This is a genomic window from Leisingera methylohalidivorans DSM 14336 (genome assembly GCF_000511355.1).
GTDB classification, from domain to species: Bacteria; Pseudomonadota; Alphaproteobacteria; order Rhodobacterales; family Rhodobacteraceae; genus Leisingera; species Leisingera methylohalidivorans.
This window is the reverse complement of the sequence record NC_023135.1, coordinates 767422-780710: the sequence shown is the minus strand read 5'-3', so window position 1 is coordinate 780710 and position 13289 is coordinate 767422. Positions and strand designations below refer to the sequence as shown.

Here is a 13289-nt window from a genome sequence, read left to right as displayed (position 1 = left end):
GCAATTTGACAGGGATCACTTTTTGCTGACCGAGCTCCCGCTGGATGGCGGCTGGGAGGAGCTGGACTGACCGCTGCTGGTTGTCGGTTGATAGCCATTTTGAGGATTTACAAGGGGTTGATATCCCTTTTGCTCGATGTTGGGCGAGTTGGTGGTTTTTTCAGTCATCTTGAACCTTTTCGGCTGGAAGTTTGGGGTAGAACTCGATGTATTTGATCTCGCTTGGACGAATTAGAATGCCTTTTCCGGCTTCAGCCTTTTTCCAAGGACCTCCTTCTTCTTGAAATTCGTAGAGCTGTTCAATGAACAAGTCTCGTTCCGTTGGGTCGTTTGAAGCGAAAGAGTTGGATCCATACTCACCTCGTATTTTCAATCCTTCACTTGTGGTTATCAGAAGAAAATGCGTCTCGCCCCTCTGAAACTTCCAGTCCCAGGCGGTCGGAGTAGGGTGCACGAGATTCAGTTTAAGCCTCTGAAAGATCCATGATTTGAGAAGGAATCTTCGAAGAAAGTCTGTGCCTGCACTTACTCCAAGAATGAGACCGAACAGGCCGGGGCCAACGAAGATTGCAAGGAGCGAAAAAATGGGGTCACTGATGATTTGCTTGAGTGTCAGACCGGTGAGCATAATGCTGGCCCAGTAGATCAATGAAATCGTCAGGTATGCAAGAATAGCGTCGGTGTGTTTTTGCATTCGGCCAGTAAGGAACTGGGCACGTAAATATGTCGTGATCAGTCCTGGCACTACCAGGTAGAGGATAATTTGAAACGCCTCCGGGCTTTTTAGGTCGATCAAGCGTTACTCCATGGAATGTTTTCGCGGACTTCAATTTTGAATGTCCAAAAGAAATGCGGGCCCAAAGAGGATGGACCCGCATTGATCTCAGGAAGGTGAAGGCCCGGAATTTGTGGTCAGGATTGCAATCTGAACTGGTCAAATTGCAAACTGATGGTAGCCCTCATAACACTCTGACTGAAGCCCCCTGCCCCTCAGCCGCACTTGGAATGGCCGCAGCTGCGGCAGGTCATGCAGCCCTCGACCATCTGCATGTCGAACTGGCCGCAGCTGGGACAGGCTTTGCCGCGCGGGGCGTTCAGGTTCACCACCTGTGCTTGCGGGTCGGATTTAAGCCCCATGCCCTCGCCTTCCAGAAAGCCGGTCTTGATCATGTGGGTCTCGATCACCCCGCCGATCGCCGCTAGGATCGAGGGGATGTACTTGCCCTGCACCCAGGCGCCGCCGCGCGGGTCGAACACCGCTTTCAGCTCCTCGACGACAAACGACACATCGCCGCCGCGGCGGAACACGGCCGAGATCATCCGGGTCAGCGCCAGCGTCCAGGCGTAATGCTCCATGTTCTTGGAGTTGATGAAGACCTCGAACGGGCGGCGGTGGCCGTTGATGATGATGTCATTGATGGTCAGATAGATCGCATGCTCGCTGTCCGGCCACTTCAGCTTGTAGGTATGGCCCTCCAGCGACTGCGGACGGTCCAGCGGCTCGGACATATAGACGACCTCGGCGCTGTCGCTTTCATGCGGCGCCTGTGCGGTTTCGCCCGGTGCGGTGTCGGCGCTTTCGCTCACCGACAGGACCGAGCCGGTCACGTCGTTGGGGCGGTAGGTGGTGCAGCCTTTGCAGCCCTGGTCCCAAGCCTGCATGTAGACGTCCTTGAAGGCGTCAAAGGAGATGTCTTCCGGGCAGTTGATGGTCTTGGAAATCGACGAGTCGATCCATTTCTGCGCCGCCGCCTGCATCTTGACATGGGCTGCGGGCGGCAGGGTCTGGGCGTTCACGAAATAGCCGGGCAGCTTGGCGTCGGCGCCGAATTTCTCGCGGTACATCTGCACTGCGTAATCGACCACTTCCTCCTCGGTGCGGCTGCCGTCCTTCTGCAGCACCTTGCGGGTATAGGCATAGGCGAACACCGGCTCGATGCCCGAGGACACATTGCCGGCATAGAGCGAAATGGTGCCGGTCGGCGCGATCGAGGTCAGCAGCGCATTGCGGATGCCGTGCTCGCGGATCGCCTCGCGCACGTCTTCGTCCATGTTCAGCATGTTGCCGGAGTTGAGGTACGCCTCGGCGTCGAACAGCGGGAACGCCCCCTTCTCCTTGGCCAGGTCCACCGACGCCAGATAAGCGGCGCGGGCGATCGCGTGCAGCCATTCATCGGTCTGGCGCGCCGCCTCGTCCGAGCCGTATTCCAGCCCCAGCATCAACAGCGCATCGGCCAGGCCGGTGACGCCCAGACCGATCCGGCGCTTGTTCTTGGCTTCCTGCGCCTGCGCCTCCAGCGGGAATTTGGACACATCCACCACATTGTCCATCATCCGCACGGCGGTGGCGACCAGCTCCTGCATCGCCTCCTGGTCCAGATGCGCGTCTTTCTCGAACGGATTGGCCACCAGCCGCGCCATATTGACCGACCCCAGCAGACAGGCGCCATAAGGCGGCAGCGGCTGCTCGCCGCAGGGGTTGGTGGCGCAGATGTTCTCGACGTACGACAGGTTGTTGGCCTTGTTGATGCGGTCGATAAAGATCACCCCCGGCTCGGCGTAATCATAGGTCGCCTGCATGATCTTGTTCCACAGATCGCGCGCCTGCACGGTATGATAGATCTTGCCGTCAAACTGCAGGTCCCAGGAACCGCCGGATTTGACCGCATCCATGAAATCATCGGTGACCAGCACCGACATGTTGAACATGCGCAGCCGGGCAGAGTCGGATTTGGCGGTGATGAACTGCTCGATATCCGGGTGGTCGCAGCGCATGGTCGCCATCATCGCGCCGCGGCGCGACCCCGCCGACATGATGGTGCGGCACATCGCATCCCACACATCCATGAACGACAGCGGGCCGGAGGCATCCGCCGCCACGCCTTTCACATCGGCGCCGCGCGGCCGGATGGTCGAGAAATCATAGCCGATGCCGCCGCCCTGCTGCATGGTCAGCGCAGCCTCTTTCAGCATATCGAAAATCCCCGACATGCTGTCCGGCACGGTGCCCATCACAAAGCAGTTGAACAGGGTCACCTGGCGCGCGGTGCCGGCGCCTGCAGTGATACGGCCTGCGGGCAGGTATTTGAAGTCTTCCAGCGCGGCAAAGAATTTCTCCTCCCACGCATCCGGCGCTTGTTCCGCCCGCGCCAGATCGCGTGCGATTCGCCGCCAGCTGTCCTCGACAGTGACGTCGATCGGCGTGCCATCGGCCTGCTTGAAACGGTATTTCATATCCCAGATCTGCTCGGCGATGGGGGCGGCAAAGCGGCTCATATGGCGGTTCCTTCGAGTCGGTGGCAGCGCAAATGCGACGTTGTGAGTGGCGGCTTCGATACTACAGGCCACGCCATCGCCTCAACGCCCAAAACGCACTTGCTTGAGAAATTATTACCGAGTGTACCACAAGACCTTGCTGGCGCAAACGGCTGAAGCACTATATGAGGGTATCGCTCTGGACGACTCTGTGGATAACCTGTGTGCAAAGACTCTAACGGATATGCGCCAAACTCCCGCAGACGTGTTACGGGAGTTCCTAATCACCGAACGGCAACAGGAATTCTAAGCTGGCGGGTCCGCCAAGCCACTTAAAAAAGTAGAAGACAAAGGCCATAACTAGAAATGACAAAGGTCGACTGAGATAGTGGAGTAAAGCGATCAACAATACCGTGCTTCGGTCTCCTTGAACGCTCAGGGCGCGGCATCGACCGCTCGCCTTTAGCGTAGTATCTTCCTGACACTTATCCATTTCAGCTCCTTGGCTAGGGATCCCGTCTTGGGTGGCAATCTCGATAATACAGGCCACCCCGGTGCCTCAACGCCCAAAACGCACTTGCTTGAGAAATTATTACCGAGTGTACCACAAGACCTTGCAGTTAAGCTGCCTCAAACTACTATATAAGCGGACTGCTCTGGACGACTCTGTGGGGAACCTGTGGATAAGCGTGTGAACCTTGTGAAGCTCTCGGTCGGCACCGAAAGCGTCGAAAGCCTGATGGCCTGGCAGGAGATGCGCCGCCGCGAGCTGCCCGAAGGCCTGCCCCGCCACGTCACCCGCATGTGGCCCAAGCGCGAGGCGGAGATTCTCAACGGCGGCTCGATCTACTGGGTGATCAAAGGGCTGATCCAATGCCGCCAGCGCATCCTGCGCATGGATGAGGCCACCGGCGAAGACGGCATCCGCCGCTGCGCCATCATACTGGACCCGGAACTGCACCGGACCCATACTGCACCGAAACGGCCGTTCCAGGGCTGGCGCTATCTGAACACCGAAGACTCCCCCGCCGATCTGCCCGCCGGCAAAAGCCAGGAAGAGCCGCTGCCGCTGGAGCTTTCGCAGGCGCTGGCGGAAATCGGTGTGATCTGAGGCCACGCCCAGCCCCGTTTCCGGCCGCAGCCGCCAGGGCAGACGGCGATCCGCCTGCCCTGCAGCACCGTCTCAGATCACTTCAGCAGCGCCAGCAACGCCTTGGCGGCGGCCTCAGACGAGGCCGGGTTCTGGCCGGTGACCAGCGTGCCGTCGACCTCCACGTAAGAGGCCCAGTCATCGCCCTTGCGGTAGTCCGCGCCCTTTTCCTTTAGCATGTCCTCGACCAGGAAGGGCACCACATCGGTCAGGCCCACGCCCTCTTCCTCGCCATTGGTAAAGCCGGTCACGCGGCGGCCCTTGACCAGCGGTGCGCCATCGCTGCCGGTCACGTGCCGGAACACGCCCGGGGCATGGCAGACCGCCCCGATCGGCCTGTCCGCGGCGGCAAAGCTTTCCAGGATCTTGCGGCTTTCGGGATCCTCGGCCAGATCCCACAGCGGGCCATGGCCGCCGGGATAGAAGACCGCATCGAACCGGCCGGCATCAACAGCGGACAGTTTCACGGTGCTGGCCAGCGCCTGCTGCGCGTCCGCATCCTGCTTGAAGCGGCGGGTGGCATCGGTCTGGGCATCTTCGGAATCCGATTTCGGATCCAGCGGCGGCTGGCCGCCCTTGGGCGAGGCCAGGATGAGCTCCGCACCGGCATCGCGCAGCACATAGTAGGGCGCGGCGAACTCCTCCAGCCAGAAACCGGTCTTTTCCCCGGTGTCCCCCAGCTGGTCGTGCGACGTCAAAACCATAAGAATTTTCATAGCCTGTCCTTTCAGTTGGAGTGTATCCACCCCAGCTAAGGCTCAGGAACAGAATTGAAACCCGGACGCCCCGAAAAGGACGCCCGGAAAGCTCTTGCTCCGGAGAACCGGCGGTCAGGCGCCTACTTGCGGCCTTCCATCAGATCCAGCAGCGTGTTCAGCGCCGCCTTCTCGTCCGGCCGGTATTTCGCCACCCGGCTGCGCCACAGCGTCGCCTGGGATTTCAGCACCAGCCCGTCTGCCAGCAGCTTCAGGTGGTTGGCCCGCAGCGTCTCGCCGGTCGAGGTGATGTCGGCCACCATCTCGGCGGTCTCGTTCTTCACCGTGCCTTCGGTTGCCCCCTGGCTGTCCACCAGCTGGTAATCCGCAACCCCGGCATCGGTCAGGAATTCCCGCACCAGCCGGTGGTATTTGGTGGCAATCCGCAAACGGTGACCGTGCTGTGCGCGGAAGGCCGAAGCCGCCGCATCCAAATCGTCCAGCGTGTCCACATCAAGCCAGAACTGCGGCACTGCCAGGATCAGGTCGGCATGGCCGAAGCCCAGTTTGGCCAGGCTTTCAACCTGCTGTTCGAACCGCGGCAGCTTCTCCTGCACCAGATCGGTGCCGGTGACGCCCAGATGGATCCGCCCTGCCGCCAGCTCTCGCGGGATTTCCCCCGCCGACAGCAGCACCAGCTCCATGTTCGCAACCCCCTCGACCGCACCGGCATATTCCCGGTCGGAGCCCGTGCGCGACAGCGTCACGCCGCGTTTGGCAAACCAGTCAAAGGTCTTTTCCATCAGCCGCCCCTTGGACGGCACCCCCAGCTTCAGACTCATCCGCGGGCCTCCTCAAGCTGCAGCATCAAATCGGGGCGCAGCACACCGCCCACCGCCGGGATCTCCGCGCCGTCCCCCAGCCGCCGGGTCAGCGCATCATAACGCCCGCCGCTGGCGATCGGCGGCAGATCCGGACGCGCCTCGGCATAGAAGCCGAACACAAACCCATCATAATATTCCATCGACGTGCGCCCGTAGGAGGCCTCGAAATCAAGGTTCTCGACATCCACACCGCGCGCCCTCATCGCCGCGGTGCGTGCATCGAGCCGGTCCAGCGCCGGGTTGATCTGCGGCAGATCCACCGCAATGTCGCGCATCTGTTCGGTGGCAAAATGCACCGTTTCCCGCACCGCCATCAGCGCCTCCAGCGCCAGCAGCTCATGCTCGGCAATCGGCGGCGATTTGGCATCCTCGCGCAGCGCCTCCACCCGCGCCTGCACCTCGGCGGCACGGCGTTTGCCCAGTTCCACCGCCGAGCCGGTCAGGTCGCCCTCGGTTTCCAGCAGCTTCCGGCGGCTCTCCGGCACCGGCACCCGGCCTGCAAACCGGTCCAGCAAAGCCCGGAACCGGCGCGGCCGCCAGATATGGCGCATCAGCGCCGCCTTGCGCTTCTCCGTGGTGTTCAGCCCTTGCACGGCGGCCATCAGAATGCCGATATCGCCGGTTGCCGCCCGCAGGGGCAGCCCGCGCACCTGCAGCGCAAACAGCGCAAACACCTCGGCATCCGCCGCCGCTGCATCATTGCGCTCAAACACCTCGTATCCGACCTGCAGATATTCATTGGGCCGGTCCGGGTCGATCTCCTGCCGCCGGAACACTTCGCCGGAATAGGTATAGCGCGCAGGCTCGGCGCCGTGACGCATATGCGCCTCCACCACCGGCACGGTGAAATCCGGGCGCAGCATCTGCTCGCCGTGCAGCGCATCTGAGGTCACATAGGCACGCGCCCGGATGTCCTCGCCGTAAAGATCCAGCAACGTGCCGGCCGGCTGCAGCAGCGGTGTATCCACCACCTGCGCGCCTGCGGCTTCAAAGCGGACCCGCAGCTGTGCGGCGCGGGCCTGAATTTGCGATTGCGCAGCCATGATCAGCCCTGCCCGTCCAGGATTTCACGCACCTTGGCGACCAGTTCGGTGCGCGGCACTTCAAACTGGCTGGGGCGTTCTTTCCATTCTTCCAATGTGGCGCTTTCGGCAATTCTGGCGCCCAGGATCAGGTCCTTGATCTGCACCACACCGCCCGCCTTCTCGTCGCCGCCTTCGATCACCGCCACCGGCGAATTCCGCTTATCCGCATATTTCAGCTGGTTGCCAAAGTTCTTGGGATTGCCCAGGTAAACCTCGGCCCGGATGCCCGCATTGCGCAGCTCCGCCACCATCGCCTGGTAATCCGCCATCCGGGCGCGGTCCATCACCGTGACCACCACAGGGCCGGCCGCCTCGGCGGTCAGCCGCCCCTTGGCATGCAGCGCCGCCAGCAGACGGTCGACGCCGATCGACACCCCCACCGCAGGCACCTCCTGCCCGGTGAAGCGTTTCACCAGACCGTCATAGCGCCCGCCGCCCGCGACCGAGCCGAACTGCCGCTTGCGGCCCTTCTCATCCAGGATCTCAAAGGTCAGCTCCGCCTCGAACACCGGCCCGGTGTAATAGCCAAGCCCGCGCACCACCGACGGGTCGATCTCGATCCGGTCCTTGCCATAGCCGCCCGCAGTCAGCAGTTCGCCGATCTGCTCCAGCTCGGCGATGCCCTCCTGGCCGACCGCACTGTCGCCCACCGCAGCGCGCAGATTGGCAATGGTGCCCGCCGCCTCCGCCGCCTTGGAGGTCAGGAATGCCAGCACCGGCGCGGCCTGATCGTCGCTGAGGCCCACCCCGTCGATATAGGCGCCGGAGGCATCCAGCCGCCCCTTGGTCAAAAGCTCGCGCACGCCCGCTTCGCCCACCTTGTCGAACTTGTCGATGGTGCGCAGCACGTCGTCGCGCTTGGCATCATCGGCGCCAAGGCCCATGACCTCCAGCACGCCGTTCAGAACCTTGCGGTTGTTGACCCGCACCAGATAGTCGCCGCGCGGAATGCCAACGGTCTCCAGCGTGTCCGACAGCATCGCGCAGATTTCGGCGTCAGCCGCCATCGAGGCGGTGCCCACGGTATCCGCATCACACTGATAAAACTGGCGGAAGCGGCCCGGCCCCGGTTTTTCATTGCGCCAGACCGGCCCCATCGCATAGCGGCGGTAGGGCGTCGGCAGAACATTGCGGTGCTGGGCATAGACCCGCGCCAAAGGCGCGGTCAGGTCATAACGCAGCGCCATCCAGTCGCCGTTCCCGTCGTCCTCGGACTCCTGCCAGGCAAACACGCCCTCATTGGGGCGGTCGACATCGGGCAGGAACTTGCCCAGCGCCTCGACGGTTTCCACCGCCGCCGACTCCAGCGCCTCGAAGCCGTAATGATGATACACACCCGCGATGGCCCGCAGCATCTCGCTGCGCTGGGTCACCTCCGCACCGAAATAGTCACGGAACCCCTTGGGCGTTTGCGCCTTGGGGCGGGGCTGTTTCTTCACTTTGGCCATCTGAGGCCTCCTCACGGGTAGCGGTTTCACTCGCCCGGCGGTCTAGCGGAAGCAGGCCGCAACAGCAAGAAGGAGCCGCGGCGCGGAGTGACGCAAGAGGGAAAACAAAGCCCGCAGGGCAGCGCTTGCCCCGAGGGGCGCGGGACGGGCGTTTCCTTGCAATCTGCGTTAGCTTCTGTATCAGGCAGGCCAGAACCTAGGAGACACCCCATGCAGCATCTGGAAGAGCAAATCGCCCATCTGACCCGCAGCGTGGAGGAGATGAGCGACGTGATCGCCCGCCAGCAGCAGGAGATCGACACTCTGACCCGCCGCGTCGCCATGCTGATGCAGCGCGAGGCCACCCGCGAGCAGGACAGCACCGGCGGCGCGGTCTTCGGCGACGAACGCCCGCCGCATTACTGAAGCCCGGACGGGGTCCGTTCGGGTGTGCGCGCGATCGCGATTACCGGGCCCGCGATTATCGCCGCGCGCGCAGAAAAAACTCGTGCAATTGCCGCAGGGTAATGCACGCTGGAGGGGAATTGGCCTTGGCGTAAGGTTGTGCCCGAATATATTCGTTCGAAAAATGCACGGAATAGGACGGCTGCAGTGACAAGTAACGCAGAGCTGGTACGCTTTTGGTATGAAGAGGTCTGGTATCGCGACAACGATACCATTCTTCAGGACATGTTTTCAGACGGAACCGAGGCCACCGGCCCGGTGTCCAACCTGATGGGCAAGCAGTTCATCGCCGCCGATTTCGTCAGCACGATGAAGGCCTTGCTGGGCGGCGCGCCGGAGTTCACCTTTCGCGTGTTCGAAGAGGCCGGGCCTTGGGTCATCACCTGTTTTGACGTGCATGTCGCCAACCACCCGTATCGCCCGCCCTTCGATTTCGACGGTCAGATGATTTTCAAGGTCGAAGACGGCAAGATTTCCGCGATCCATTCCAGCCTGAACTACATCAAGCTGTTCGAGGGTCTGGGCCAAATGCCGCCCGACACCCTGCCCGTCTGCCTCAGCGGTGCGGAGCTGGTCTGGAAATAACCTGCCGGGAAGCGCGTTTGCCGGAAAGCAAGACCTGAGGGCGACCGCTGCCGCCCGCCCTCAAATCTCCTCGACGTCCAGCACCCCGTCCAGCGACTTCAGCGCGCCCTTGATCTGCGGGTTGATCGGGAACGGCTGGCCCAGATCCATCTCCACATCGCCGGGCAGGCCCGGGTCCTGCAGATACATATAGATTTCGCCGCGCGAGGCATTGCGGGCCGCGGATTTGGCGTCTTCCAGCACCTGCGCCACGGTGCCGACCGCGGCGGCTTCGCTCAGATAAACCCGCAAACTGCTGCGCCCCGCATCAGCAATCGCGCTGTCGACCGGCCCGACCGAGCGCACCAGCAGCTTCAGCTGGTCGCTCTCCATTGTTGCCTCGGCGGTGATCACCACCTTGGCGCCGGTCTCCAGAAATTCGCGGGACTTCTCCAGCACTTCGGAAAACAGCGTCACCTCAAAGGCACCGGACGGATCCGACAGCTGGGCAAAGGCAAACCGGTTGCCGCGGGCTGATTTGCGCTCCTGCCGCCCGGCCACCACGCCCGCCATCTTGGCCATGAACGGCCCGCGTTCGGCCTTGGCGGTGACCTCGTCCAGCGTCAGCACGTCCTTGCGCTTCAGCGCGGGCATGTAGTCGTCCAGCGGATGGCCCGACAGGTAAAAGCCGATCGCCTTGAATTCCTCGCTCAGCCGCTCGGCCGGCAGCCAGTCCGGCACCGAGGGCAGCCGCGGTTCGGGCAGATCATCGCCCGCCTCGCCGAACAGCGACACCTGGCTTGAGTTCTTCTGGTCATGGATCGCGGCAGAGTAGCTGACCAGCGCCTCCAGGCTCTCAAACACCCGGCGGCGGTTGGGGTCCAGCTGATCAAACGCCCCGGCCCGCGCCATCATCTCCAACGGCCGCTTGCCGACGCGCTTCAAATTCACCCGGCGGGCAAAATCGAACAGGTTCACGAAAACCCGCTCATGCCCGCCCTCATTGCGCGCCTCGGTGACCAGCCGCATCACGTCGACACCGACGTTCTTCAGCGCGCCCAGCGCATAGACCAGCTCGCCATTGACCACGTTGAAGGTCGCCATCGACCGGTTGACGCAGGGCGGCACGTATTTCAGCCCCAGCCCCTTTTTCACCTCTTCGAAGTAGATCGCCAGCTTGTCGGTCAGATGGATATCGCAGTTCATGACGCCGCCCATGAACTCCACCGGATGGTTCGCCTTCAGCCAGCCGGTCTGATAGCTGACCACCGCATAGGCCGCCGCGTGCGATTTGTTGAAACCGTAGTTGGCGAATTTCTCCAGCAGGTCGAAGACCTCCGAGGCCTTCTTGGCAGGCACCCCGTTTTCCGCCGCGCCCTTTTCAAACTTCGGGCGCTCGGCGTCCATTGCCTCCTTGATCTTCTTGCCCATCGCCCGGCGCAGCAGGTCGGCGCCGCCCAGGCTGTAGCCGGCCATCACCTGGGCAATCTGCATCACCTGTTCCTGATAGACGATGATGCCTTGGGTTTCCTCCAGGATATGGTCGATCAGCGGATGCACCGACTGGATCTTCTTGAGGCCGTTCTTCACCTCGCAATAGGTCGGGATGTTCTCCATCGGGCCGGGCCGGTACAGCGCCACCAGCGCCACGATGTCCTCGATACAGGTCGGCTTCATGCGCTTCAGCGCATCCATCATGCCGGTGGATTCCACCTGGAACACCGCCACCGTCTTGGCCCGCGAGTAAAGGTCATAGGTGGCCTTGTCGTCCAGCGGGATGGCGTTGATCTCATTCACCGCGCCCTCGGGCGGCTCGTACAATTGCGTGCCGTCCTCGCTGATATGCAGATCGCGGCCCGACTGCTTGATCAGGTCCACCGCGTTCTGAATGACGGTCAGGGTTTTCAGACCGAGGAAGTCGAACTTCACCAGCCCCGCCTGCTCCACCCATTTCATGTTGAACTGAGTGGCCGGCATGTCGGATCGCGGATCCTGATAGAGCGGCACCAGCGCATCCAGAGGCCGGTCGCCGATCACCACGCCGGCGGCGTGGGTCGAGGCGTTGCGCAGCAGCCCCTCCACCTGCTGGCCATAGGTCAGCAGCCGGTCGACCACCGGCTCATTGCGGGCCTCTTCCTTCAGCCGCGGCTCATCCACCAGCGCCTTTTCGATGGAAACCGGCTTCACCCCTTCCACCGGGATCATCTTGCTGAGGCGGTCCACCTGGCCATAGGGCATTTGCAGAACCCGCCCGATGTCGCGCACCGCCGCCTTGGACAAGAGCGCACCGAAGGTGATGATCTGCCCGACTTTGTCGCGGCCGTATTTCTGCTGCACATAACGGATCACCTCTTCGCGGCGGTCCATGCAGAAATCGATGTCGAAGTCGGGCATCGACACCCGCTCCGGGTTCAGGAACCGTTCGAACAGCAGCGAATAGCGCAGCGGGTCAAGGTCGGTAATGGTCAGCGCATAAGCCACCAAAGACCCCGCGCCAGACCCCCGCCCCGGCCCCACCGGGATGCCCTGGTCCTTGCCCCATTGGATAAAGTCCGCAACGATCAGGAAATAGCCGGGGAAGCCCATGCCTTCGATGATGCCCAGCTCAAAATCCAGCCGTGCCTGGTATTCCTCCGGGCTTACCGCATGGGGGATCACCGCCAGCCGTTTCTGCAGGCCCTCATTGGCGATGCGGCGCAGTTCAGACACCTCGTCATCGGCGAATTTGGGCAGGATCGGATCCCGCAAATAGGCCTTGAACGCGCAGCGCTTGGCGATTTCCACCGTATTTTCAACCGCCTCGGGCAGGTCGGCAAACAGCGCAACCATTTCCTCCTGGCTTTTGAAGTAATGCTGCGCGGTCAGGCGGCGGCGCGGTTCCGACTGGTCGACATAGGCGCCCTCGGCGATGCAGATCATCGCATCATGGGCCTCAAACATCTCGGTGTTGGGGAAATAGACGTCGTTGGTCGCAACCAGCGGCAGCTCCATCGCATAGGCCATCTCCACATGGCCGCGCTCGGTCAGCTTCTCGGCCTCCGGCTGGCCGTGTTCGCCCGGGTGGCGCTGCAGCTCCACATACAGCCGGTCCGGAAAGATCCGCTTCAGCTGCTGCATCAGCGCCTGCGCCGCCGGCCGCTGGCCCTGCTGAAGCAGTTTCCCCACCGGTCCGTCCGGCCCGCCGGAAAGGCAGATCAGCCCGGCGCTGTTTGCCTCCAGATCGTCCAAGGTGACCTGCGGCAGCTGCCCGCCCTTGTCCACATAAAGGCAGGACGACAGCCGCATCAGCCCCTCATAGCCCGCTTCGCTCTGCGCCAGCAGCACCAGGGGCGCCGGCAGCTTCGGCTTGCCGCCCGGCTCTGCCTCCTGAAAGGTCAGATCGACCTGGCAGCCCAAAATCGGCTGAATGCCTGCACCGGACAGCGTCACCGAAAACTCCAGCGCCGAGAACATGGCATTGGTATCGGTCACCGCGATCGCGGGCATGCCGTGTTTCTTGCACAGGTCCGGCAGCTTTTTCAGCCGCAAGGCCCCTTCCAGCAAGGAGTATTCGGTATGGGTGCGCAGGTGAATGAATCGGGGAGAGCTTGTCATGCCGCCACGCTATCTTATTGCCGCGACGCGGTAAAAGGGGGAACTGCGCGTCCACCACCCTTAAAAACCGTCATGGTGGCTCCCGCATTTTATCCATTTTGTTGAAACTCTTTCTCCGGCAGAGCAGCGGGTGCTTTGAAGGGCGCAGCTAAAACACAATAAAATGAGCG

The 13289-nt window shown here is 62.2% G+C and carries 10 protein-coding genes; 3 read left to right on the top strand and 7 right to left on the bottom strand.

What is annotated here, in order from left to right:
* Positions 1 to 160: 160 nt before the first annotated feature.
* Together METH_RS22525 and METH_RS03920 are read right to left on the bottom strand one after the other, a co-directional pair.
* On the bottom strand, positions 161 to 796 hold the full coding sequence (locus METH_RS22525; RefSeq protein ID WP_024089115.1) for a DUF6338 family protein: 636 nt from the start codon (positions 794 to 796) through the stop codon (positions 161 to 163).
* A gap of 194 nt (positions 797 to 990) precedes the next feature.
* Positions 991 to 3276, bottom strand: coding sequence for an adenosylcobalamin-dependent ribonucleoside-diphosphate reductase (locus tag METH_RS03920; protein ID WP_024089114.1), 2286 nt, complete (start codon positions 3274 to 3276; stop codon positions 991 to 993).
* A 658-nt stretch (positions 3277 to 3934) separates the two neighbouring features.
* On the opposite strand from METH_RS03920, the gene METH_RS03915 reads away from it, so the two are divergent.
* Positions 3935 to 4366, top strand: coding sequence for a DUF1489 family protein (locus METH_RS03915; protein WP_024089112.1), 432 nt, complete (start codon positions 3935 to 3937; stop codon positions 4364 to 4366).
* A gap of 77 nt (positions 4367 to 4443) precedes the next feature.
* On the opposite strand, the gene METH_RS03910 is transcribed toward METH_RS03915, so the two are convergent.
* From METH_RS03910 to hisS, 4 genes are all read right to left on the bottom strand, one after another.
* Positions 4444 to 5121, bottom strand: coding sequence for a type 1 glutamine amidotransferase domain-containing protein (locus METH_RS03910; protein ID WP_024089111.1), 678 nt, complete (start codon positions 5119 to 5121; stop codon positions 4444 to 4446).
* A gap of 122 nt (positions 5122 to 5243) precedes the next feature.
* Complete coding sequence (gene hisG, locus METH_RS03905; protein ID WP_024089110.1) at positions 5244 to 5942, bottom strand: ATP phosphoribosyltransferase; 699 nt, start codon at positions 5940 to 5942, stop codon at positions 5244 to 5246.
* On the bottom strand, positions 5939 to 7027 hold the full coding sequence (locus METH_RS03900; RefSeq protein WP_024089109.1) for an ATP phosphoribosyltransferase regulatory subunit: 1089 nt from the start codon (positions 7025 to 7027) through the stop codon (positions 5939 to 5941). The genes hisG and METH_RS03900 overlap by 4 nt, the downstream gene beginning before the upstream one ends.
* A 2-nt stretch (positions 7028 to 7029) precedes the next feature.
* A complete protein-coding gene (gene hisS, locus METH_RS03895) occupies positions 7030 to 8517 on the bottom strand; it encodes a histidine--tRNA ligase (protein WP_024089108.1) in 1488 nt (495 codons plus the stop codon).
* Positions 8518 to 8727: 210 nt separating this feature from the next.
* Here hisS and METH_RS03890 point away from each other — a divergent pair, with 210 nt between their 5' ends.
* Both METH_RS03890 and METH_RS22520 read left to right on the top strand, forming a co-directional pair.
* Complete coding sequence (locus METH_RS03890) at positions 8728 to 8922, top strand: SlyX family protein (protein WP_024089107.1); 195 nt, start codon at positions 8728 to 8730, stop codon at positions 8920 to 8922.
* Between the two features lie 186 nt (positions 8923 to 9108).
* Positions 9109 to 9546, top strand: a complete 438-nt coding sequence (locus tag METH_RS22520; RefSeq protein WP_052348660.1) for a nuclear transport factor 2 family protein — start codon at positions 9109 to 9111, stop codon at positions 9544 to 9546.
* A gap of 60 nt (positions 9547 to 9606) precedes the next feature.
* Here METH_RS22520 and dnaE read toward each other — a convergent pair whose 3' ends face one another.
* Positions 9607 to 13119, bottom strand: coding sequence for a DNA polymerase III subunit alpha (dnaE, locus tag METH_RS03880; RefSeq protein WP_024089105.1), 3513 nt, complete (start codon positions 13117 to 13119; stop codon positions 9607 to 9609).
* Between the last annotated feature and the right edge of the window lie 170 nt (positions 13120 to 13289).

Bases quoted from the DNA above. Each gene is read 5' to 3' on its own strand.
- METH_RS03910 (WP_024089111.1), bottom strand. From the start codon at position 5,121: ATGAAAATTCTTATGGTTTTGACGTCGCACGACCAGCTGGGGGACACC.
- METH_RS03900 (WP_024089109.1), bottom strand. From the start codon at position 7,027: ATGGCTGCGCAATCGCAAATTCAGGCCCGCGCCGCACAGCTGCGGGTC.
- hisG (WP_024089110.1), bottom strand. From the start codon at position 5,942: ATGAGTCTGAAGCTGGGGGTGCCGTCCAAGGGGCGGCTGATGGAAAAG.
- METH_RS03890 (WP_024089107.1), top strand. From the start codon at position 8,728: ATGCAGCATCTGGAAGAGCAAATCGCCCATCTGACCCGCAGCGTGGAG.
- hisS (WP_024089108.1), bottom strand. From the start codon at position 8,517: ATGGCCAAAGTGAAGAAACAGCCCCGCCCCAAGGCGCAAACGCCCAAG.
- dnaE (WP_024089105.1), bottom strand. From the start codon at position 13,119: ATGACAAGCTCTCCCCGATTCATTCACCTGCGCACCCATACCGAATAC.
- METH_RS03920 (WP_024089114.1), bottom strand. From the start codon at position 3,276: ATGAGCCGCTTTGCCGCCCCCATCGCCGAGCAGATCTGGGATATGAAA.